General features: G+C 35.6%; 23 protein-coding genes. 17 read left to right on the forward strand and 6 right to left on the reverse strand.

Annotated features, from left to right (window positions below; translation table 11 throughout):
* The first annotated feature begins 109 nt into the window (after positions 1–109).
* From CVULP_RS01360 to CVULP_RS01415, 12 genes are read left to right on the forward strand one after another with little or no spacing between them, the layout of a single operon-like run.
* Positions 110–382: a NifU family protein gene (locus tag CVULP_RS01360; RefSeq protein ID WP_099461277.1), complete on the forward strand. Its 273-nt coding sequence runs from the start codon at positions 110–112 to the stop codon at positions 380–382.
* Positions 369–914, forward strand: coding sequence for a histidine kinase (locus CVULP_RS01365; protein WP_099507229.1), 546 nt, complete (start codon positions 369–371; stop codon positions 912–914). Before CVULP_RS01360 ends, CVULP_RS01365 begins: the two co-directional genes overlap by 14 nt.
* Complete coding sequence (locus tag CVULP_RS01370; RefSeq protein WP_099507228.1) at positions 895–2,181, forward strand: UDP-N-acetylmuramoyl-L-alanyl-D-glutamate--2,6-diaminopimelate ligase; 1,287 nt, start codon at positions 895–897, stop codon at positions 2,179–2,181. Before CVULP_RS01365 ends, CVULP_RS01370 begins: the two co-directional genes overlap by 20 nt.
* Positions 2,182–2,493 (forward strand): YbaB/EbfC family nucleoid-associated protein, encoded by a 312-nt coding sequence (locus CVULP_RS01375; RefSeq protein ID WP_099461274.1) that lies wholly within the window; start codon positions 2,182–2,184, stop codon positions 2,491–2,493.
* On the forward strand, positions 2,490–3,578 hold the full coding sequence (locus tag CVULP_RS01380) for a DUF7488 domain-containing protein (RefSeq protein ID WP_099507227.1): 1,089 nt from the start codon (positions 2,490–2,492) through the stop codon (positions 3,576–3,578). Before CVULP_RS01375 ends, CVULP_RS01380 begins: the two co-directional genes overlap by 4 nt.
* Positions 3,575–4,414 carry a polyprenyl synthetase family protein gene (locus CVULP_RS01385; protein ID WP_099507226.1) on the forward strand — a complete coding sequence of 280 codons (840 nt, stop codon included), beginning with the start codon at positions 3,575–3,577 and terminating at the stop codon, positions 4,412–4,414. Before CVULP_RS01380 ends, CVULP_RS01385 begins: the two co-directional genes overlap by 4 nt.
* 9 nt (positions 4,415–4,423) lie before the next feature.
* A complete protein-coding gene (gene tkt, locus CVULP_RS01390; RefSeq protein ID WP_099507225.1) occupies positions 4,424–6,310 on the forward strand; it encodes a transketolase in 1,887 nt (628 codons plus the stop codon).
* 2 nt (positions 6,311–6,312) lie between these two features.
* Positions 6,313–7,419 carry an ABC transporter permease gene (locus CVULP_RS01395; RefSeq protein ID WP_099461270.1) on the forward strand — a complete coding sequence of 369 codons (1,107 nt, stop codon included), beginning with the start codon at positions 6,313–6,315 and terminating at the stop codon, positions 7,417–7,419.
* Positions 7,419–8,141 (forward strand): ABC transporter ATP-binding protein, encoded by a 723-nt coding sequence (locus CVULP_RS01400; protein WP_099507224.1) that lies wholly within the window; start codon positions 7,419–7,421, stop codon positions 8,139–8,141. The genes CVULP_RS01395 and CVULP_RS01400 overlap by 1 nt, the downstream gene beginning before the upstream one ends.
* 2 nt (positions 8,142–8,143) lie before the next feature.
* Entirely contained in the window at positions 8,144–9,031 is an 888-nt protein-coding gene (locus CVULP_RS01405) for an MlaD family protein (protein WP_099461268.1), read from the forward strand.
* Entirely contained in the window at positions 9,028–9,606 is a 579-nt protein-coding gene (locus CVULP_RS01410; RefSeq protein WP_099461267.1) for an ABC-type transport auxiliary lipoprotein family protein, read from the forward strand. The genes CVULP_RS01405 and CVULP_RS01410 overlap by 4 nt, the downstream gene beginning before the upstream one ends.
* Positions 9,607–9,658: 52 nt before the next feature.
* Positions 9,659–10,159, forward strand: coding sequence for a flagellar FLiS export co-chaperone (locus CVULP_RS01415; RefSeq protein ID WP_099461299.1), 501 nt, complete (start codon positions 9,659–9,661; stop codon positions 10,157–10,159).
* 408 nt (positions 10,160–10,567) lie between these two features.
* On the opposite strand, the gene pgp5 is transcribed toward CVULP_RS01415, so the two are convergent.
* Positions 10,568–11,716, reverse strand: a complete 1,149-nt coding sequence (pgp5, locus tag CVULP_RS01420; protein WP_099507223.1) for a peptidoglycan metallopeptidase Pgp5 — start codon at positions 11,714–11,716, stop codon at positions 10,568–10,570.
* A 101-nt stretch (positions 11,717–11,817) separates the two neighbouring features.
* On the opposite strand from pgp5, the gene CVULP_RS01425 reads away from it, so the two are divergent.
* From CVULP_RS01425 to CVULP_RS01440, 4 genes are read left to right on the forward strand one after another with little or no spacing between them, the layout of a single operon-like run.
* Positions 11,818–12,558, forward strand: a complete 741-nt coding sequence (locus CVULP_RS01425; RefSeq protein WP_372441739.1) for a plasminogen-binding N-terminal domain-containing protein — start codon at positions 11,818–11,820, stop codon at positions 12,556–12,558.
* Entirely contained in the window at positions 12,548–13,930 is a 1,383-nt protein-coding gene (locus CVULP_RS01430; protein WP_099507248.1) for an FAD-linked oxidase C-terminal domain-containing protein, read from the forward strand. Before CVULP_RS01425 ends, CVULP_RS01430 begins: the two co-directional genes overlap by 11 nt.
* 1 nt (position 13,931) lies before the next feature.
* Complete coding sequence (locus CVULP_RS01435) at positions 13,932–14,642, forward strand: class I SAM-dependent methyltransferase (RefSeq protein ID WP_099461241.1); 711 nt, start codon at positions 13,932–13,934, stop codon at positions 14,640–14,642.
* Positions 14,643–14,666: 24 nt separating this feature from the next.
* On the forward strand, positions 14,667–14,888 hold the full coding sequence (locus tag CVULP_RS01440; RefSeq protein WP_099461240.1) for a hypothetical protein: 222 nt from the start codon (positions 14,667–14,669) through the stop codon (positions 14,886–14,888).
* Positions 14,889–14,910: 22 nt separating this feature from the next.
* Here the strand turns inward: CVULP_RS01440 and pyrC are convergent, their stop codons facing one another.
* Genes pyrC through radA form a run of 4 tightly spaced genes read right to left on the reverse strand, consistent with a single transcriptional unit; the run spans position 14,911 to position 19,366 of the window.
* A complete protein-coding gene (gene pyrC, locus CVULP_RS01445) occupies positions 14,911–15,906 on the reverse strand; it encodes a dihydroorotase (RefSeq protein ID WP_099507221.1) in 996 nt (331 codons plus the stop codon).
* 2 nt (positions 15,907–15,908) lie between these two features.
* Positions 15,909–17,249 (reverse strand): amidophosphoribosyltransferase, encoded by a 1,341-nt coding sequence (purF, locus tag CVULP_RS01450; RefSeq protein ID WP_099507220.1) that lies wholly within the window; start codon positions 17,247–17,249, stop codon positions 15,909–15,911.
* Positions 17,250–17,978 (reverse strand): 4-hydroxy-tetrahydrodipicolinate reductase, encoded by a 729-nt coding sequence (gene dapB / locus CVULP_RS01455; RefSeq protein ID WP_099461237.1) that lies wholly within the window; start codon positions 17,976–17,978, stop codon positions 17,250–17,252. It lies immediately after the preceding gene.
* Positions 17,979–18,025: 47 nt separating this feature from the next.
* The gene (gene radA / locus CVULP_RS01460) at positions 18,026–19,366 is read right to left on the reverse strand and encodes a DNA repair protein RadA (RefSeq protein WP_099507219.1); all 1,341 of its coding nucleotides are present in this window, start codon (positions 19,364–19,366) and stop codon (positions 18,026–18,028) included.
* 131 nt (positions 19,367–19,497) lie between these two features.
* On the opposite strand from radA, the gene CVULP_RS01465 reads away from it, so the two are divergent.
* Complete coding sequence (locus CVULP_RS01465) at positions 19,498–20,340, forward strand: carbon-nitrogen hydrolase family protein (protein ID WP_099461235.1); 843 nt, start codon at positions 19,498–19,500, stop codon at positions 20,338–20,340.
* Here CVULP_RS01465 and CVULP_RS01470 read toward each other — a convergent pair.
* Positions 20,337–20,546: a 2-hydroxymuconate tautomerase family protein gene (locus CVULP_RS01470; RefSeq protein WP_099461234.1), complete on the reverse strand. Its 210-nt coding sequence runs from the start codon at positions 20,544–20,546 to the stop codon at positions 20,337–20,339. The genes CVULP_RS01465 and CVULP_RS01470 overlap by 4 nt on opposite strands.
* Positions 20,547–20,607 lie beyond the last annotated feature (61 nt).

The raw sequence follows: 20,607 nt of genomic DNA on the forward strand, positions 1-20,607 counted from the left end.
AGCAAAATAAAATTAAAATTATTTATGACAAATTGCGTTTAAAAATTAAATTTACTTTATTTTAATACAAATTAGCTAAAGTTTAAAAAATGAAAGTTAAGGTTTAAAAATGATGCCTTTTAGCGATGAAGAATTAATAAATCCTGTAAAAAAAAGTTTAGAAAAATCTCTGCCCATTTTAGAGCGTGATGGAGGAGGACTTGAGTTTTTAGGTGTAAAAAATGGCGTTGTTTATGTGCATTTAATCGGTGCTTGTAAGGGCTGTGCCTCAAGTGGGATTACGCTTAAATATTCTCTCGAAAGACAGCTTAAAATCGACATTCACCCTGAAATTAGCATTGTAAATTTAGAAGGTGGGGAGCAAGAATTTGCAAGATTATAAAAAAATCGCACTCAAATATTTAAAAGCAGGAGATTTTAATAATGCCCTCATTTATCTTTCCCTAGCTTACAAAGAGAAAAAAGACGAGCATTTGCTAAATCTTATTAGTCTCTGCGAATTTGGACTTGAAAAAAAGCAGGAGGCTAAGGCTTTGCTTGAATTTTACCTCAAACATGCAAAAAGTAAAAAAATGCAAAAAGATTTTGAAAATGTTCTAGCCTTAGTGATGTTTAAGACAAATATTAAGAATGAATTTGAAGACGGACACGCTTTAAATTATAAAGATTTTTTAGAAAGTGTGAAAAAAATAGGCTTTAAGAAAAGTTTTGAAAATATTATTTTTCATACCAAACTTGTCATTGATGATAAAAAAGATTTTTTAAATTTTTTAGAGCAATTATGTAAAAATGGCTATGAGGAAGCGGCTTTGAATTATATTGAGGATATTTTTCCACATTTTTGGGACCACGAAAATTTTATAAAACTCAAAAAACAATTTAAAGGGTTTAAGAGTGAAAATAAGGCTAAATGAAACTTTTATCACGGATAATTCAAGCGAGTGTGAGAAAGATTGCTTTTTTTTGAGTTGCTTTCAAAATGCTAAATTTAAAGATGAAGCATTGAAAAAAGGTGCTAAAATCATCGATGTAAGAGAGGCTAAAAGGCTTTTGGGCATTGATGAAGCAATCAAAATCATCGGTATCACAGGCACTAATGGCAAGACAACAACCGCAGCGGCGATTTATTCTATTTTGCTTGATTTAGGCTTTAAATGTGGGCTTTGTGGGACAAGGGGAGCTTTTATTAATGATGAAAAAATCGATGAGAAGTCCTTAACCACTTCGCCGATTTTAAAAACTTTAGAATATTTACAAAAAGCGACCTTAAAAGGGTGTGAATTTTTTGTGATGGAAGTAAGCTCCCACGCTTTAGTGCAAAGGCGTATCGAAGGGCTTGAATTTGCGGCGAAAATCTTTACCAATTTAACCCAAGATCATTTAGACTTTCACGGCTCTTTTGAAAATTATAAAGAGGCAAAGGAGAGTTTTTTCACAGATGAAAGCTTGAAATTTATTAATAAAGACGCTTTTCATATCCATTTTAATGTTAAAAATGCCTACACTTACGGCATAGAAAATCCCGCTTTTTATCAAATTAAAGCCTATGCCTTAGAAAATGAAATTGATGCCTTAGTTTTAGCTAAAAATCAAAGCTTTCACATACAATCCCCACTTTTAGGACTTTTTAATCTTTATAATCTTTTAGCAGCAAGTGCTTGTGTAAATGAGCTTGTAAAACCGAATTTGGCGGATTTAGAAAGGGCAATTAGCGGTTTTGGTGGGGTTTGTGGAAGGGTTGAAAAGATAGTTGAGGGCGTGATAGTTGATTTTGCACACACTCCAGATGGCATAGAAAAAGTGCTTGATAGCTTGAAAAATAAAAGTTTGATTGTCGTTTTTGGAGCAGGGGGAGATAGGGATAAAAGCAAAAGGGCTTTAATGGGAAAAATGGTCGCTCATTATGCAAAAAATGCTATCATTACAAGCGATAATCCTAGAAGCGAGGACCCTAAAAGCATTATGCAAGAAATTTTACGAGGTTTTGAGGGGAAAAATACTCCTTTGATGATAGAAGATAGAAAACTTGCCATTTATAAGGCTTTAGAATTAAAAAAAGAAGACGATTTAGTCATCATACTTGGCAAGGGTGATGAAACTTATCAGGAAATTAAGGGCGTGAAGTATCCTTTTAGCGATAAGGAAGTTGTATTAAATTTTTATAAAAATCAAGGAAAATAAATGTTTGAAAATATCGATTTTTCTAAAATGGGTGAGCTTTTAAACAAGGTGCAAGAAAAAGCTAAGGCTATGGAGCTTGAGCTGGATAAAAAGGAATTTAGTGCCAAAAGTGGAGCGGGACTTGTGAAAGTCAGTGCAAATGGCAAGGGTGAGATTATTGATGTGAGCATTGATGATTCTTTACTTGAAGATAAGGAGTCCTTACAAATTTTACTCATAGCAGCAATAAACGATGTTTTGACTATGGTAACGCAAAATAAAAATAGCATAGCAGGCGAGATGCTTGGCGGTTTAGGAGGGCTTAAGGTATGAAAATTTTATTAGCTTTTTTTGTTTTATTTTCTTCGATATGGGCGATTGAAAGACCGAGATTTGAGGACTTTGCTGCAGGATATGAGAGAAATAAGGCAAGTATGTTAAATTATGAAGGTATGCAAGCCTTTGTTTTAAGCGAAAATTTACTCGCCGTTTTAAAAACACCTAACACAAAGTTAAATCAATATGTTAAATATGACCCTTTTTTAAATTTATATCTTGTAAGAACACCCTTTTCTCTTATCCCAACGCCTATGGCAGATGAAGAAAAGCTTACGAGAAATGACTGGGTAGGCATTTGGGACCCTAATAAGCCTTATATAGGACATATTAAGTATTTAGCACAAAATATTGACGAAAGAGATCAGCTTGATTTTCAAAGTAAGGTAGGACTTTTAGGTGAGCCTTGTTGCAATATGCTTGGCATTGCTCTTAATAATGGCTCTTTTATAGGTAATCGCTATCTTAAGCATTTTATGAAATATAATGATGTATATTGGGGTGATATAGGTGTCGATTTTGTCGTTCGTGAAAATAAAATTTATGTAGGAAATGTTCGTAAAAATCCGCAATTTTTAGTCAATGATGAGCTTATTAGCATTGATGGGACGCCTGTGCGTGATGTGAGAAAGGTTAATGAAAGAATACTTTTTGCCGATAGGGGAAGCACGATTTATTTTGGCGTTAAAAGAGACAATCAGGATTTAAATATCTCTAGCATAGTGTTTGAAAAAGATATTAGTCATTTTAATTTACCAAGTAATAAACCAAAACCTGCTCCAACAAGCTTTAGAAGTAATCTCGGCTTAAGTGTCAATTCTGCTCTTATCGTAACTAAAGTCGATGCAAATTCAAAAGCAAGTAAGGCTGGTTTTATAGTGGGAGATAAAATTTTACGCGTTAATAATGAAGTGATTAAGAATTTCAAGCAATTACAAGAGCTTTTAGCCAAAGGTAATGATTTTAACATACTTATAGAAAGACTAGAGAAAAAACTCCCTTTACATAATTTTGATAATAATCTTGATTTATCTCAAAAAAGCGATGGGAAATTTCAATTTTTTATAAGGCTTGTGAAGTGAATTTAAGAGAGGAATTTCACAAGCACTTAATGCGAAATCTACCTCAAATTTCAAGTTTTCACCCCTTTTTTAACGAAGCTTTAGCTGTGATGTTAAAGGCTGGAGGGAAGTATTTTAGAGCGCAACTTCTCTTAAGCGTGGTTTATTTTTACAAAAAAGAGCGTTTTGATGAGGCTCTTGATGCAGCTTTAGCCTTAGAGTTTATCCACACTTATTCACTCATACACGATGATTTGCCTGCTATGGATAATGCTGATTTTAGACGCTCTATACCCACTCTACATAAAAGCTATGATGAAACAACGGCAATTTTAGTAGGAGATGCTTTAAATACGGAGGCATTTTTACTTTTAAGTGGCTTAAACTTACCCGCCTCAATCTCCCTTAAGCTTGTAAAAACTCTCGCTTTTAATGCGGGACTTAATGGTATGATTATAGGACAGGCGATTGATTGCTATTTTGAAGATAAAAAGCTTGATTTGAAAGAATTAGAATTTTTACATATACATAAAACCGCAAAACTCATTGCAGCAGCTTTAAAAATGGGCTGTGAAATTTGTGAGCTTGATTTGAATAAAACAAATCAACTTTACACACTTGGCTTAAAACTTGGCTTAATTTTTCAAATCAATGATGATATTATCGATGCGACTTTAAGCGAAAAAGAAAGCGGAAAGCCCACAAATGCCGATACTCATAAAAATTCTTTTGTCAATTTATTAGGACTTAAAGGAGCAAAAGAGTGTAAGGATAATCTTTTGAAAGAGTGTGAGTTTAAGGGTTTAAATCCTGACTTTGTTGCACATTTAAAGGGCTTAATTGAAGAATATTTATAAAGGAAAAAGATGTTAAAAAAACAGGCAAATACCTTAAGATTTTTAAGTGCAGATATGATACAAAAAGCAAATTCTGGGCATCCGGGTGCGGCTATGGGCTTGGCGGATATTATGGTTATTTTAAGTCAGCATTTAAGTCATAATCCTAAAAATCCACAATGGCTAAACCGCGACCGCCTCGTGCTTTCAGGCGGACACGCTTCAGCTTTGCTTTATAGCTTTTTGCATTTAAGTGGTTATGATTTAAGCTTAGAGGATTTAAAACATTTTCGTCAGCTTCACTCTAAAACGCCCGGACACCCAGAAATTAGCACAAGCGGCGTTGAAATTGCCACAGGACCATTGGGACAAGGCGTGGCAAATGCCGTAGGCTTTGCTATGGCGGCGAAAAAGGCACAAAATTTGCTAGGTAAAGATTTGATAAATCACAACATTTATTGTTTGTGTGGCGATGGGGACTTGCAAGAGGGTATTAGCTATGAAGCCTGTTCTTTAGCGGGACTACATAAGCTTGATAATTTGATTTTAATTTATGATAGTAATCATATTTCTATTGAGGGTGATGTTAGCATTGCTTTTGATGAGGATATTGTGAAGCGTTTTGAGTCGCAAGGCTTTGAAGTGGAGCAAATCGATGGGCATCATTTTGAGGAAATTGATGCGGCACTTCATAGAGCGAAAAAAAGCCCTAAACCTTATCTTATCATCGCTAAAACAACCATAGCTAAGGGGGCTTTAGAGCTTGAGGGCAGTCATCATAGCCACGGAGCGCCTTTGGGTGAGGATTTGATTAAAAGGGCAAAAGAAAAACTTGATTTTGATAAGGAAGCGACTTTTGCTATCGATGAAGATGTAAAAATTCGCTTTTTAAGTGCGGTAGAGCTTGGCGATTTGGCTGAAGCAAAATGGAATAAAATTTTGGAAAATTCAAGTAAAAAAGAATTGCTTGAAAGGCTTTTAAAGCCTGATTTTTCTGGGATAGAATTTCCAAATTTTAAAGGCAAAGATTTAGCAACTAGAGATAGTAATGGCGAAATTTTAAATGTTTTGGCTAAAAATTTGGAAGGTTTTTTGGGAGGGAGTGCAGACCTTGCGCCGTCTAATAAAACAGAGCTTAAAGAAATGGGCGATTTTGTAGAGGGTAAAAATATCCACTTTGGCATAAGAGAACACGCTATGGCGGCTATTAATAACGCCTTTGCAAGATATGGACTTTTCCTTCCTTTTTCGGCGACTTTTTTCATTTTTAGCGAGTATTTAAAACCAGCAGCTAGGATAGCGGCTTTGATGAAACTTAAACACTTTTTCATTTTCACTCACGATAGCATAGGCGTAGGAGAAGATGGTCCTACACACCAACCCATAGAACAATTAAGCACTTTTAGGGCAATGCCCAATTTCTTTAGCTTTCGTCCTGCTGATGGAGTTGAAAATGCTAAGGCGTGGCAGGTAGCTTTAAAAAGTGAGTATCCAAGTGCCTTTATCCTTTCAAGGCAGAAGCTAAAAGCCCTTCCGGAAGCTATTTTTGGCGATGTGGAAAATGGAGCCTATTTATTAAAAGAGTATCAAAACCCTACACACACGCTTTTAGCAAGTGGTAGTGAGGTGAGCCTTTGCCTAGAAGCAGCTTTAGAGCTTGAAAAAGAGGGGATCTTGTGTAATGTCATTTCTATGCCTTGTTATGAGCTTTTTGAAAAGCAAGATAAATCTTATAAAGAAAGGCTTTTAAAAGGCAAGATTATTGGCGTTGAAGCGGCGAATTCTAAAGAGCTTTATCAATTTTGTGATGTGCTTTATGGCATTGAAAGTTTTGGCGAAAGTGGTAAAGATAAAGAGGTATTTGAGCATTTTGGCTTTAGTGTGTCAAAGCTTTGTGCTTTCGTGCGTCAAATTTAAAAATGAAAACGCTATTTCAAATTCAAAATCAAACGCTTTTTGTTTTAGAAAGTTGGGATAAAAATAGCGTTGCAGACCTTAAAATTGCTGATTTTATGAAGCATTTTCAAACACAGTGTATTTTAGATTTTCATCATTTGCAATTTATTGATATGGCTGGAGTGAGATTTTTCCTAGCTTTAGAATATGAATTACAAAAAAAGGGCATTGTTAGTCAAAGAGTGCATTTAGATGAGAAATTTGATGCCTTATTTGAGCTTTGCGGAAAAAATTATCAAAGGATTGTAAAGCGAGAAAAAAAGCCTTTTAATATAGCAAAACTATTTGTCGATTTAGGTGCTTTAAGTCTTGATTTGCTTGGAATTTTAAAAAGATTTATTTGTTTTGTTGGAGAATTTTTTGCTACATTTTTTAAGTGCTTTAAAAAGCCTCAAACTTTTCGCTTTATCGCCTTTTTATATCATATAGAAAACTCAGCTCTTAAAGCCCTGCCCATAGTCATTTTAACAGCTTTGCTTGTGGGTGTAGTTCTGGCTTATCAAGCAGCATTTCAATTAGCACAATTTGGTGCAAATATTTTCATAGTCGATTTAGTAGGAATTTCAGCGACTAGAGAGTTAGCACCCTTGATAGCAGCTATTGTGATAGCAGGACGCAGTGCAAGTTCTTACACCGCACAAATTGGCGTGATGAAGATTACCGATGAAATTGCAGCAATGAATACTATGGGTTTTTCAACTTTTCATTTTATCATTATCCCACGCGTTTTAGCTTTAGTGGTGGCTATGCCTTTAATTGTCGCAGTAAGTGATTTTGTCAGTATTTTTGGAGGTATGATTGTCGCTCATCTTAATTTAGACATTAATTTTATTGAATTTTTACGCCGTTTTAAGGAGGCTGTGGAGCTTAAGCATATTATTATAGGCTTAGTTAAAGCACCGATTTTTGGCTTTTTAATAGGATTAATTGCTTGTTTTAGAGGGCTTGAGGTAAAGCACACAACGCAAAGCATAGGAATTTATACCACTAAAAGCGTGGTAAATGCGATTTTTTGGGTGATAGCTTTTGACGCTTTGTTTTCTGTCATTTTAACGCAAATGGGTGTGTAATGGTTATAAGGGCGCAAAATATTATCACTAAATTTGGCTCTAAATGTATCCATAATGGTGTGAGTTTTGAAGTGGGGGAAAATGAAATTTTTGGTATTTTAGGGGGAAGTGGGAGTGGCAAATCCGTGCTTTTAAAACAAATGCTACTTTTGGAGCATTTTGACAGCGGAGAGTATGAAATTTTAGGCTTTAAGCTTAAAAATATCAGTGAAGAAGACGCACAAATTTTACGCTCACGGTGGGGCGTGGTGTTTCAATTTGCCGCTTTATTTAGCTTTTTTTCTGTTTTTGAAAATATCGCTATACCTCTCAAAGAACATACAAATTTAAACGATGAAGCCGTTAAAGAGCTTGTGATGATGAAGTTTAAAATGGTGGGTTTAAATGAGAGTGTTTTAAAGCAGTATCCTAGTGAGTTAAGTGGGGGTATGCAAAAAAGAGTCGCGATAGCTAGGGCGTTAGCACTTGATAGTCGTTTGCTTTTTTTAGACGAGCCAACTTCTGGACTTGACCCTTATAGCTCACGCGAATTTGATGATTTGATTTTAAAACTAAAGCAAAGTTTAGATTTAAATATCATTTTGGTAACGCACGATAAGGAAAGTATGAGGAACATTTTGGATAAATTTATTATTTTAGAAGATAAAAAGGTCGCTTTTTGCGGAACTTTTGAGGATTTAAAAGCACAAAATGAAAGACTTTTTAAAAGATTTATGGAGTAAAAGTGGAAAATAAGGCGAGTTATTTTTGGGTTGGGATTTTTATTTTTGGAGTGTTTTTTGCAAGCCTCATTTTTATGTTATGGCTTGGAGGGTATTCAGAAGAAGAGAGTTTTGAGTATTATGAAATTCACACACAAGAATCAGTGGCTGGACTTGGACTTAAAGCCCCTGTGAGACTTCTTGGCGTGGAGGTTGGAAGTGTGGAAAATATCAGCATTTACACAAGGCAAAATTTAGGAGTTAATATACTCATTAAGGTTAAAAAGGGAACGCCTATTAAAGAGGACACTTTTGCAACCTTACAGCTTCAAGGTATTACAGGACTTAAATTCATACAGCTTCAAGGAGGAAGTGTGAATTCTAAAAAACTAATGAGTGATGAAGGCTACCCTGTGATAACCTTTAAAGAGAGCTTTTTAGCGACCATTGACAGACAGGGAGAGAGGATCTTCTCTCTCATTAAAACAGCGGACGATAAAAGCAAAAAGCTTTTAAGTGATGAAAATTTACAAAATATTGAAATTTTGCTAAACAACTTAGCCCAACTTAGTGTCAATTTAAATGCAAATTCTAAGGCTTTGAGCAAAAATTTAAACGAGGCTAGTAAAAATGTCGCTTTGATGGCTAAAGAAGTGCAACTTAGTGCGAAAAATTTACGCCAAACCCTACAAAATGTCGATGAAAGTAGCAAAGCTTTTACGCTTTTAATGCAAAAAGGTGCTAGGAAAATAGATAGCTACGATGAACTTCGCGATGTTCTTTTAGAAGACTTAGAGCTTCTTAAAATTTGGCTTTTAGAAAGTAATAGGGTTATTAAGAATTTGCAAAGAAGTCCGTCTGATTTACTTTTTAAAGAAATTCAACCCAAACTAGGACCAGGAGAAAGATGATGCGAATTTTCACATTTTTTTTACTATTTTTTTTAAGTGGCTGTGCTAAAATTTCTGTGGATAAGGAGCAAAGCCTCATTTTAAAAAGCTATGGCTATGAAAAAAGTCTCACACACTCGCAAAAAACACTTCAAATTTTAAAACCCAAAATGCCTCTATATTTAAATTCTAAGGAAATCATTTATGTTAAAAAAGGCTTAAGCGGGACTTATGCTTATCATTTTTGGGCGGATTTACCGAGTAATTTTTATCGCTTTGTGCTTTTGGATAAATTAGAAAAAAGTGGCATTTTTAACGCCGTTGTGGAAAAGGCGAATCTAACGCCTGTCGATTTAGTCTTAAAAAGTCGTTTGGAGTCCTTTGAGCAAGTCATCACAAAAGAAGGAAATTTTGCAAAAATAAGCCTTAGCATAACACTTTTTGATTTAAAAAAGCAAAAGATTCTTGAAAATGAATTTTTTGAAGTGCTTGTTGCACTTGAGGATTTACAAATAGATACTTTAGTTTTAGGCTTTGAGAAAGGCTTAAATGAACTTTGCGATAAAATTGTTGCGTGGCTTACGAAATTTGGCTAAAAGAGGAACGCTTTTTGCTTATTTAAACTTAGCAATATTTGAAAGGAAGCAAATGAAAAGTGAATTAGACATTTTAAAACAGCATTTAGGCGAAGTTGATGGCGTGAGTGAATTTAAGGCGAAACAGCTTTGCTCACAAATTAGCGATGCAAATGATTTTATAGGTGCTTTGCAAGTTTTAGACCTAAGTCTTAAGAAAATTCAAAATAATATCACTCAAAGACTTCAAAAAGACACCGATGAGGTGCAAAAACGCACTTTAGACGCAGCCTCATCGCAACTTGTGAATAGTTGTTCTTTTATGGGGACAGCACTTTTTGATAATATTTTTAATGTGTATGTGGGGCAAAAACTTTTTGAATTTGAAATTTCAAATCCTCTTTTAGTGCTTGATAAGGGCGGATATGAAGGAGTTTTAGCCTATATCGAAGATAAAAGAGAAGAGATTAGGGTAAATTTAAGTGAGCTTAGTGGAGCTATTTTAATGGGAGCCAATCTTAATACTACCTCAATGTTTGACACTACGCAAGACTTTAAAAAACTCTTCAAGTAATCCCCATTTCAGGGATTACCCTTTCATTTTTTTTTTTTTTGATATAATCCCTCTTTTTAATTTTAAACTTCATTTTGAATTAAATTTAAAACACAACGAACACAAAAGGAACATAAAGATTAAAAAATACTCCTATTGTTTTTTATGGCAATATAAATGAAAATTTGAATTTAGAAATTAAATATTATAATTATCTAGTTTACTATAAGTTCATTTAAAAGTCTTAATTTTAAATGAAACTCACTTTAGAAAAGCACCAAATTGTGTAAATGTTAAAGTATTAAATGAAAATTTATAATAGCTTAAAATCAATTTGTAGGAATCCAAGAATAAGGACAATAAGAAATTTTAGGGAAATTATCAATTTGCTAAGTTAAAGCAAAAGTTAATTTCACTAAAAACATTGGCTTAAAATTCAATATAATTACCAAATTCTTCTTCTTTAGGAGGGTTTGTTTGAATTTTCTGTAAAGCCTCTTCGTAAGCGTTAATCTTTTGCTTGAATTCAGCTTTAGCTTGAGCACCAAGCTCGGACTTTGCTATTTTGACGACTGAAAGAGGATTGATAGCTTTATTGTTGAGATACACGCCAAAGTGAAGGTGCGGTCCCGTGCTCATACCCGTTGAGCCTACATAGCCTATGAGCTGCCCTTGTTTGACTTTTTGTCCTGTTTTGATTTTAGCAAAGCGGCTAAGATGAGCGTAGAGGGTTGTGTAGCCTGAGGCATGTTTGATTTTAATCACTTTACCATAACCTCCTTGTGTGCCGACAAAGCTTACCGTGCCATTACCAGCACTTTTTACGGGTGTGCCTGTGGGTGCGGCATAATCTATCCCAAGATGTGCACGGTAGCGTTTTAGCACAGGGTGAAAGCGTGCAGTGGTAAAATGGGAAGAAATTCTTTTATAAACCACAGGTTTAGCAAGTAAAAAAGACTCTAGCTCTTTACCATCGCGTCCATAATAAGTGTCATTAAAAAGAAAAATTTCTCTAGCATTTTTATTAATCTCGACCATAGCCATATGAATAGTTATATCCCCCCAAAGCTTACCCTCGCGTCTTTTTTGAGAATAATAAAGAGTGATTTTATCCCCCTTTTGGATAGAGCGGAAATTTACACTGCTTTTAAAAGCCCTTACCATAGCCCTTGCTAAGGTTGAGCTTTGACTTTCTTCATAAACATCTTGATAGGCGGAAGTTTTAACCTCTATGCGTAAAACCCTTTCTTCTTTTGTGTAATCCACAGGCGTGAAGGTGAGCTTGTATTCATCTTTGCTTTTATAAATGTGAATTTGAAGTTCATCGCTAATGGGGATTAGCACTTGCTCAATTTGTCCGTTTGTGTCTTTTAAAATTTGATATTTTGCTCTTGAGGCGATTTCGGAGGCTAATTCTTGGTCTTCTCTATCAAGATTGTAGTATAAAGCCATAGGTATAGAATTTCTTTGTAAAAATTGTAAAAGTGTATCGCCATTATCCCACAATCTCTCTTCCACGCTAGATGAGGCAAAAAGGGAACTGGTAAGTAAGCTTAATGCCAAAATAAATCTTTTCATAAAGTGCCTTTTGCTTGATTAAAATCTTAATTTTACTTTATTTTTCTTACAATTCTTTAACAAAAAGCTATTATAATCATATTTTTACTTAAGGAGTTAGCGTGTTACGATGGATTTTGTTATTGATGATTTCAGGTGCGAGTTTAATGGCTGAATTTAATTTAAAGCCTATTTCTACACCACTTTTAAAGGTTGAGGATATTTATGGCTATGTGAAAGATAATGAAAATTTGGCACTTTATTCTAGTGGAATTGTGATGTATCGTTTTAAAGAGTCTCAAAGTATCATCGCAAGAGCTGAAGTCATAGAGAAAAATAATGGCATAGCTAAACTTGAATTTAGCGTTTTTGACTCCCTAGCACAAGATGCCCTACCTCTGCCAAATGTCCTGCCTCAAGCTGGTGATGAGGTGATTTTAAATTTCTTGTATGATAGGGGCTTGGTAATCGCTCCTGATAAGCAAAGCTATGATTTTTTGACGCAAAAATTTCCACAAATTTATTTTACACACATTGATATTTTGGGTGCACAGCTCATACGCACAGGGGGACTTGCTCCTAAGCGTTCTGATTTGAGAAAATTTTGCTCAGAAAATGCTGTGGGAGTTTTAATTCTTGCTTTGAGGGATAAATTTAAAATTGTGGATTGTCAAAGTTTTATGACTTTATATGAGGAAGCATTAAATATTAAGCCTAAGAGTTTGCAACAACCATTTTACTCAAGAGTGGGTGGATATGAACGTGATTTTTTTGATTTTAATCCGGTGCAAATGGGGAATTTTTACCGCTATTACGAAACTTTAATTGACTTAAAAAAAGCGAATAAAAATGATGAAAAGTGAATTTAAAGAACATTTTAAAAAACTTTTAGGCGAAGAAAATGCTCATTTTGACGCTATACATCAAAGAGCTTATAGCTACGATGCGACTAGGAAGCATTATTTGCCCGATGGTGTGCTTTTTCCTAGAAATGAAGAGGATATTAGTGAAATTTTAAAATACTGCAATGAAAAACAAATCATCATTATCCCAAGAGGTTCAGGCTCTGGCTTTACAGGCGGGGCTTTAGCTGTTAATGGAGGCTTAATTTTAAGCTTTGAAAAGCATATGAATCAAATTTTAGAAATTGATTTAGAAAATTTAGTTGCCGTAGTGCAACCGGGCGTGATTAATATGGCTTTACAAAAAGAAGTTGCTAAACACGGACTTTTTTATCCGCCTGATCCTGCTAGTATGGAGTATTCAAGTCTTGGAGGAAATGTGAGTGAAAATGCTGGCGGTATGAGAGCGGCGAAATACGGCATTACAAAAGATTATGTGATGGCTTTAAGGGCTGTGCTTGCAAATGGCGATATTATAAGGGCTGGAAAACGCACCATTAAAGATGTAGCAGGGTATAATTTAGCGGGGATTTTGATTGCTAGTGAGGGTTCTTTAGCTATTTTAAGTGAGCTGACTTTAAAGCTTATCCCTATGCCAAAGCTTAAAAAAACTGCCTTTGCTACCTTTGCAAGCGTTAAAGAAGCGATGAATGCTGTTTATAAAAGTCTTGCAGGAGGAGTGAATCCTGTAAGTATGGAATTTTTGGATAATTTAAGCATAAGAGCTGTGGAGGAGAAATTTCACAAGGGCTTAAATGTCGAGGCTGGAGCGATTTTAATTTGTGATGTGGATGGAAATGTCAAGGAGAGTGTAGAGGAGGATTTAAAGCGTTTAAGAGAGCATTTTTTAGAGGCTGGAGCACTTGAATTTAAAGTTGCACAAAATGAAAATGAAGTGTCCGACATATGGTTTGCTAGGAGAAATTGCTCTCAAAGTATAGCGATATATGGCACTTTAAAACTTAATGAGGATATCACGGTCCCACGCTCAAAACTTCCAGAACTTTTGGAGGGGATAGAGCAAATTTCGCAAAAATATGGCTTTAAAATCCCTTGTTTTGGACACACAGGCGATGGAAATGTGCATACAAATGTGATGGTTAAGGATAAAGATGATAAAGAGCAAGTGAAAAAAGGCTATGAGGCGGTGGAAGAAATTTTTAAGCTTACTATTGGGCTTGGTGGAACGCTAAGTGGGGAGCATGGCATAGGCATTTCAAAAGCACCTTTTATGAGCCTTGCTTTTAGTGAAGCCGAGCTTAATTTAATGCGAAATATTAAAAAAGCCTTTGACCCAAATAATATTTTAAACCCTTTCAAAATGGGACTTTAATATGAATTTGTGGGATAAAAAGGCAAAAACTTATGCGAGATTTAGTCCTACTTTAAATGAAATTCAAAAACAAAGCTTTGAGGAATTTCAAAAACTAGGGCTTGATTTTAAAGATAAAAGCGTCATTGATATAGGCTGTGGGACGGGCGTTTGGACCTTGCATTTAGCATTTTTAGCAAAAGAAGTTCTAGCTCTTGATAATTCTAAGGCTATGCTTGAAATTTTGCAAGAAGATGCATTAAAATTAAAACTTAGTAATGTTAAAAGTGTGAATTTAAGCTTTAAAGATTTTATAAAAGAAAACGCAAATTCACGCTTTGATATCGCTTTTTTAAGTATGTCTCCAGCCTTGCAAAACGATTATAAACATTTTTTAAATTTAGCACAGAAGAAAATTTATCTTGCTTGGGCAGATTTGAGAAAGAGTGATTTCTTAGACCCTATTTTTAAGCATTTTAAAACAGAATTTAAGGGTTTTTACAAACAAGATTTTGAGAGCTTTTTGCTAGAAAATGACATCGACTTTCATAAGGTGATTTTTGAGGAAAGACGCGTGGTAAAAAGAACGCGTGAAGAGGCGATTGAAAATGCTTTGTGGCATTTGGATATGAACGGCGTAAAAGCCTCAAAAGATGAAGTGGAAAAACTTGTGAAAAATGACATTGTCGAAACTATCCATTCTACAATTAAACTTTTGATTGTAGATGGCTAAATTATTTATTTTAAAGGAATTTTAATGGTTAAAAATTTTGTCGTAAGATTTGGACGCTTACTTCTCGATGCTATTGTGGTTGCGAGTTTTGTCATTGCTTTGATTTATTCTCTTGTTGTGATGTTTAGCGTTGGATTTATCTTTGGCTTATTTTCTTTAATAGGCAGTTTTATTGCTTTATTTCTTAGTTTTTTTGTTATCTATCTTGTCATAGATATAAGAGACGCACTTGTGCATAAAGCTTAAAAACTTCCGCCTTAGGGCGGAATTAGTAGCTTGTTTGGAATTTTAATTTTTCCCCAGCCATAAAAGGCACGATTTTATTATATTCTTCTGCTACCTGCCACTCTTCTTTTTTAAGCTCAATAATTTTGTCTTTTTCAAAGCTTAGTTTATGAATTTTACAAGCGTTATTTGAAATGAATTTTTGCAAATTTGTTTCATTTGAATTTTTTTCAAAAAGCTCCGCTAAAACACTTAGAGCCACAGGGGAAGAAAACACTCCAGCCGCACAGCCACAGCACTCTTTTTCGCTTTTTGGGTGTGGGGCGGAATCGCTTCCAAACATTACTTTTTCATAGCCACTAAAGGCTAACTCGCATAAGGCTTCTCTATCTTCGTAAGTTTTAGCTATGGGTTTGCAAAAAAGATGAGGTTGCATTTTACCTCCTATCACATCATCAAGGCTTAAAATAAGATGATGTAAGGTTATGGTCGCATATAAATTTTCGTAGTCTTTTAGAAGTTTGCAAAGTGCTTTTGTAGTGATATGCTCCATTATGATTTTAAGTTTTGGAAAATTAAGGGCAAGTTTTTCATAAATTTTGGCAAAATTCGCTTCTCTATCCATTACAAAATCATTCGTTTCTCCGTGGATCAAAAGAGGGATTTCCAAAGCACTCATTGCCAAAAGCGTGGGTTTTAAATTTTCTAAGTCAAAGCTTGAAACGCCTCCGTTTGAATTGGTCGTAATCCCCGCAGGATAAAGCTTGATACCAAAAATTTCGCTTCTTGCTTTTTCTAAAAATTTCTCATCATAATGCTGAAAAAAAAGGGTCATTAATGGCGTAAAAAGCTCATTTTCACTTGCCTTTATAATGCGACTTTTATAAGCTTTTAAGGAGACTAAATCGCAAAGTGGGGGGATTAAATTTGGCATAATCACAGCGGCTCTAAAATCTTTCGCAGAATAAGGCGTAACGCATTCAAGCATAGGTGTATCTCTTAAATGCAGGTGCATATCAAGAGGATTTGTAAGCTTCATTTTCACTCCTTAATAAAATAATCCCCATCAAAACTAATGAGAGAGTAAGCCCTTTCAGTTCCTATGCTTTCAACAAGCTCTTCTATGCTTAAAAAACTCAAAGTGTCCGCACCGCAATACTCTCTTACTTCTTCAGTGCTTTTGTTGGCACTAATTAACTCTTCAAAAGTCGGCGTGTCTATGCCGTAAAGATCGGGGAATTTGATTTCAGGACAGGCTATGGCAAGATGAATTTTTTTCGCCCCAGCTGCGCGTAAAAGGGAGATAATTTTTTTTGAGGTCGTTCCACGCACTATACTATCATCAATGACGACTATTTCTTTACCTTCTAAAACGGGTTGCATAGGGTTGAGTTTTAATTTAACTTTAAGATTGCGTAATTCTTGAGTTGGCTCTATAAAGGTGCGTCCTACATAGTGATTTCTCACAATAGCCATTTCAAGAGGGAGTTTTAAAGTTTGTGCAAAGCCTATGGCAGCACTTACTCCGCTATCTGGCACGGGAACTACAAAATCGGCTTTGTGGGTGAATTTTTTCGCTAAATTCTCGCCCATTTTTTTACGCACCTCATACACACTTTTTCCCTCGACTATACTATCAGGTCTTGCAAAATAAATGTATTCAAAAGCACAAATCCTAGGTTCTTCTTTGAAAAGCTGCAAGCTTTCAAATTCTTCTTCACCTTGCGTAAAAATGAGCATTTCTCCGGGTTTAACATCGCGGATAAATTCAGCCTCTATCAAATCAAAAGCACAAGTTTCACTTGCTACAATGTAGCCTCCGTCCTTTAAACGCCCCAAAGAAAGAGGACGCACACCAAAGCGGTCTCTCATCACATAAAGCTTATTAATATCTGCTAAAACAAAGCAGTATGCCCCAACGCATTTTGATAAACTTTCTATAAATCTTTCCTTCAAGCTATCTTTTTTGCTTCTTGCGATTAAATGCACGACATTTTCTGTGTCCATATTTGTGCGAAAAATGGCACCATCTTTAATCAGTGCGTTTCGAATTTCTTCTTTATTAACTAAATTTCCATTGTGTGCTAGGGCTATGTCGCCTAGGATACAAGTGGCGGCTATGGGCTGGGCATCATTTAGACTTGAATTTCCGGCGGTTGAGTAGCGATTGTGTCCTATGGCTAGGCTTCCATTTAGATTTTTTAAATTCTCCCCATTAAAAATTTGACTCACTTCGCCTTTTGCCTTAATGGTTCTTATTTTCTCCCCATCACTCACGCTTATCCCACTTGCCTCTTGTCCTCTGTGCTGCATAGCAAAAAGTGCGTAATACGCATAAGTGCTAGCATTTGATGAATTAATCACTCCTACAACTGCACACATTTAAATTCCTAAAAAATCATTAATTGAATAAAGCCCCGCCTCTTTTTTGTGGAGCCATTTAGCGATTTTAATCGCACCTTTAGCAAAGGTCGCTCTTGAGGTTGCTGTGTGGTTAAGTTCTAAAAATTCCCCCTCTTCATAAAAGCCAACAGTATGCCTTCCTACGATATCTCCACCTCTTAAGCTCATCACGGCGATTTCATCTTTACTACGCTCGCCTATTAAACCATCACGACCGCTAATTCTTACTTTAGATAATTCCAAATTTCTCGCTTTTGCTACGCCTGTGGCTAGGGTCATTGCCGTGCCACTTGGAGAGTCTTTTTTGTGACGATGATGCATTTCTAAAATTTCTATATCAAATTCTTTAAGCATAGCACTTGCTTTTGTGGCAAGATGATTTAGCACTGCAACACCTAAGGACATATTTGTCGCGTAAAAAATGGGCATTACTTCACTTGCTTGATGAAGAGTTTGCATAGTCTTTTCGTCAAGCCCTGTTGTGCCTATGACTAAAGGCTTTGGCGTGGTTCTAGCGTAGGCTATTAGCTCACTTGTCCCAAGAGGTGAAGAAAAATCGATAATCACCTCACTTTTTTCAAAAAGCTGGTCTAAATTTCCGCCTTTATCATAAAGCATAGCAAGTTTTGCCTCCGTTTCCTCCCTTAAGCAAAGCTCTATCATACGCCCCATACGCCCATTTGCACCATAAATTCCTATTTGAGTCATTTTTTATCCTTAAAAGAAAATTGTAGCATTTGTTTTTTTCTATTTTGTTACATCCATTCTAAAACTTGTGAAATTTCTTTAGCGACAAAGCATTTTAAACCTAAATTTTCTAAGCTTTTATTAGGGATAATGGCATTTTTGAAATTTTGCATTTTCGCTTCTTTTAAACGCACATCAAGGCTAAAGACTTCCCTAATTTCACCATTTAAGCTTAGCTCACCGATGAAAACGCTATCTTTACTCAAGGGGCGGTTTTTAAAGCTTGAAATGATAGCCGCCACGACTGCTAAATCTGCTGCCGTTTCGCTGATTTTAACCCCTCCGCTGACATTGATGAATACATCATAATGCCCTAGAGGGATTTCAAGTTTGCGTTCTAAGAGGGCTAGTAGCATATCAAGGCGGTTTTTTTCATAGCCTGTGGCACTGCGTTTAGGATAGGAGCTTTCACAAACGAGAGCTTGAATTTCAAGCACAAGGGCGCGTGAGCCTTCCATCACGACACTAAGCGCACTACCTGCACTTGCTTTTGTGCGAGAAAAAAAGCGACTAGCCAAATCTTTAGCCGAAATTAAACCCCTAGAACCCATCTCAAAAATCCCCACCTCGCTTGTGTTTCCAAAGCGATTTTTAAAACCTCTTAAAAGCCTTATTTCCTTAGTTGCATCGCCTTCAAAGTATAGCACCACATCGACCATATGTTCTAAAACCCTAGGACCTGCTATGGCGCCGTCTTTTGTGATGTGTCCTATGATGAAAGTGCTGATATTTTTCATTTTGCTTACTTTCATTAGCTCAAAAGTTAGCTCTCTTACTTGCGTGATAGAACCTGCGGCGGAGGCGATTTTTGAAGTATAAAGCGTTTGTATGGAATCGATAATGAGAAAATTATAATTTTGCTTGTGAAGTTCTTCGATGATATTTTCAAAACAAAGCTCTGTTAGAAGAAATAAATTGGGGCTATTTGCTTCGAGTCTATCGGCTCTTAGTTTGATTTGCGTTTTACTTTCCTCTCCGCTGACATAAAGGACCTTTTTGCCTTTTTGTGCTAAATTTGAAGCGATTTTGAGCAAAAGAGTGGATTTACCCACGCCAGGACTTCCGCCTATTAAAATAAGAGAACCCTCTACTATGCCTCCGCCTAAAACAAGATCAAGCTCCGCATCTTCGGTGCTTATGCGTGTGAAATTTTCAAGCTCCACATCTTCAATGCACACTGCCTCACTTGGAGTGGAAATTTTTTTAGCAAGTTCTTTTAAGGTAGCTACTTGCTCGGCTTTTAATTCGATAAAACTATCCCAAGCTCCACATTCAGGGCATTTTCCTAGCCATTTACTTTGCTGATTTCCACAGGATTCACATTCAAAAACGGGTTTATTTTTTGCCATTGTTTCACTTTGTAACAGAAATTTTAATTTTATTTACATTTTAACTAAAAAAATTTAAATCAAAATTTGTTAAGAATAATTTAAAATAATTAAAATTACAATTAAATAAATATTTACAAATAGGAGTTTTTATGAGTAAAGTAAAACTTGCCAGCGTTCAATTCTCTCCGGCGTCTTTTGAGCGTGAAGCTAATATGGAAAAAGCGGTGTTTTGGACTAAGAAGGCTTTAGAGGAAGGTGCTAGAATAGTGGTTTTACCAGAGCTTTTTGATAGTGGCTATTGTGTGGAGGATAAAGACTTAAAACTAGGGCTTGACTTAAATGATATTAAAAGCTCAACCTTAGCTCCTCTAATAGAATTAACAAAAATTTATAATGCCTACATCATCGCAAATAGCATAGAAAAAAGTAAAAATAAGCTTTACGATACAGCCTACATACTTTCCAAAAAGGGTGTGTTGGGTAAGTACCGCAAAATTTATCTTTATGATAATGAGAAAAAGAGATTTAATAGGGGCAAAAAATATCCCATTTTTGAACTGAAATTTGAAAAATTTAAGGTCAAGATAGGACTTGGGATTTGCTATGAAATAGGCTTTAGCGAGGGTGCGAGATTTTTGGCTTTGCAAGGGGCGCAAATTCTTATTTACCCTGCTGCATTTGGCGTGGCAAGGGCTTATGTGTGGGACTTAGCAAGCAGGGCAAGGGCTTTGGAGAGTGGGTGTTTTGTCGTAGCGGCGAATCGTTGTGGAAAGGAATTTTCTAAGGTAAAGGATAGTTACATTGAATTTGCTGGAAAAACGAAAATTATTAGCCCCAAAGGTGAGATTATCCAAGAGCTTGGTGAATATGAGGGGATAAGCTGTGTAGAGCTAGAACTTGATGATGTGAAAGCACAAAGAGAGAATTTAACCTATCTTAAAGATTTAAATTTAAAACTTTGTCAAAAAATGTATAAAAATTTAAAAGCTTAAGACCGCTTTTTTCTTACCTGCGTGATACTTTCGCCTCCAAGTCCGTAATTATCGGTGTTGATTTCATCGATGATGACGACGGTGGAGGCTTTATTTTTGTTTAAGATTTTTGCGATGAGTTCGGTTACGCCTTGTATTAATGCCTCTTTTTGTTCTTTTGTGGGTATTTCATTTTCTTTAGTAATTTTGATATTAACAAAAGGCATATTTTCTCCTTAACAATTTTTATAAATTATGTCATAAAATTATAATAGAAAAACTCAAATT

It is taken from the genome of Campylobacter vulpis (assembly GCF_014217995.1).
In the GTDB taxonomy this organism is placed as follows: Bacteria; Campylobacterota; Campylobacteria; order Campylobacterales; family Campylobacteraceae; genus Campylobacter_D; species Campylobacter_D vulpis.

Excerpts from the sequence above, each read along its gene's own strand:
- CVULP_RS01410 (WP_099461267.1), top strand. The coding sequence starts at position 9,028 with ATGATGCGAATTTTCACATTTTTTTTACTATTTTTTTTAAGTGGCTGT.
- CVULP_RS01415 (WP_099461299.1), top strand. The coding sequence starts at position 9,659 with ATGAAAAGTGAATTAGACATTTTAAAACAGCATTTAGGCGAAGTTGAT.
- tkt (WP_099507225.1), top strand. The coding sequence starts at position 4,424 with ATGTTAAAAAAACAGGCAAATACCTTAAGATTTTTAAGTGCAGATATG.
- CVULP_RS01465 (WP_099461235.1), top strand. The coding sequence starts at position 19,498 with ATGAGTAAAGTAAAACTTGCCAGCGTTCAATTCTCTCCGGCGTCTTTT.
- CVULP_RS01375 (WP_099461274.1), top strand. The coding sequence starts at position 2,182 with ATGTTTGAAAATATCGATTTTTCTAAAATGGGTGAGCTTTTAAACAAG.
- CVULP_RS01435 (WP_099461241.1), top strand. The coding sequence starts at position 13,932 with ATGAATTTGTGGGATAAAAAGGCAAAAACTTATGCGAGATTTAGTCCT.
- CVULP_RS01360 (WP_099461277.1), top strand. The coding sequence starts at position 110 with ATGATGCCTTTTAGCGATGAAGAATTAATAAATCCTGTAAAAAAAAGT.
- radA (WP_099507219.1), bottom strand. The coding sequence starts at position 19,366 with ATGGCAAAAAATAAACCCGTTTTTGAATGTGAATCCTGTGGAAATCAG.
- dapB (WP_099461237.1), bottom strand. The coding sequence starts at position 17,978 with ATGACTCAAATAGGAATTTATGGTGCAAATGGGCGTATGGGGCGTATG.
- CVULP_RS01440 (WP_099461240.1), top strand. The coding sequence starts at position 14,667 with ATGGTTAAAAATTTTGTCGTAAGATTTGGACGCTTACTTCTCGATGCT.
- CVULP_RS01470 (WP_099461234.1), bottom strand. The coding sequence starts at position 20,546 with ATGCCTTTTGTTAATATCAAAATTACTAAAGAAAATGAAATACCCACA.
- CVULP_RS01400 (WP_099507224.1), top strand. The coding sequence starts at position 7,419 with ATGGTTATAAGGGCGCAAAATATTATCACTAAATTTGGCTCTAAATGT.
- CVULP_RS01395 (WP_099461270.1), top strand. The coding sequence starts at position 6,313 with ATGAAAACGCTATTTCAAATTCAAAATCAAACGCTTTTTGTTTTAGAA.
- pgp5 (WP_099507223.1), bottom strand. The coding sequence starts at position 11,716 with ATGAAAAGATTTATTTTGGCATTAAGCTTACTTACCAGTTCCCTTTTT.
- CVULP_RS01430 (WP_099507248.1), top strand. The coding sequence starts at position 12,548 with ATGAAAAGTGAATTTAAAGAACATTTTAAAAAACTTTTAGGCGAAGAA.
- CVULP_RS01380 (WP_099507227.1), top strand. The coding sequence starts at position 2,490 with ATGAAAATTTTATTAGCTTTTTTTGTTTTATTTTCTTCGATATGGGCG.
- purF (WP_099507220.1), bottom strand. The coding sequence starts at position 17,249 with ATGTGTGCAGTTGTAGGAGTGATTAATTCATCAAATGCTAGCACTTAT.
- pyrC (WP_099507221.1), bottom strand. The coding sequence starts at position 15,906 with ATGAAGCTTACAAATCCTCTTGATATGCACCTGCATTTAAGAGATACA.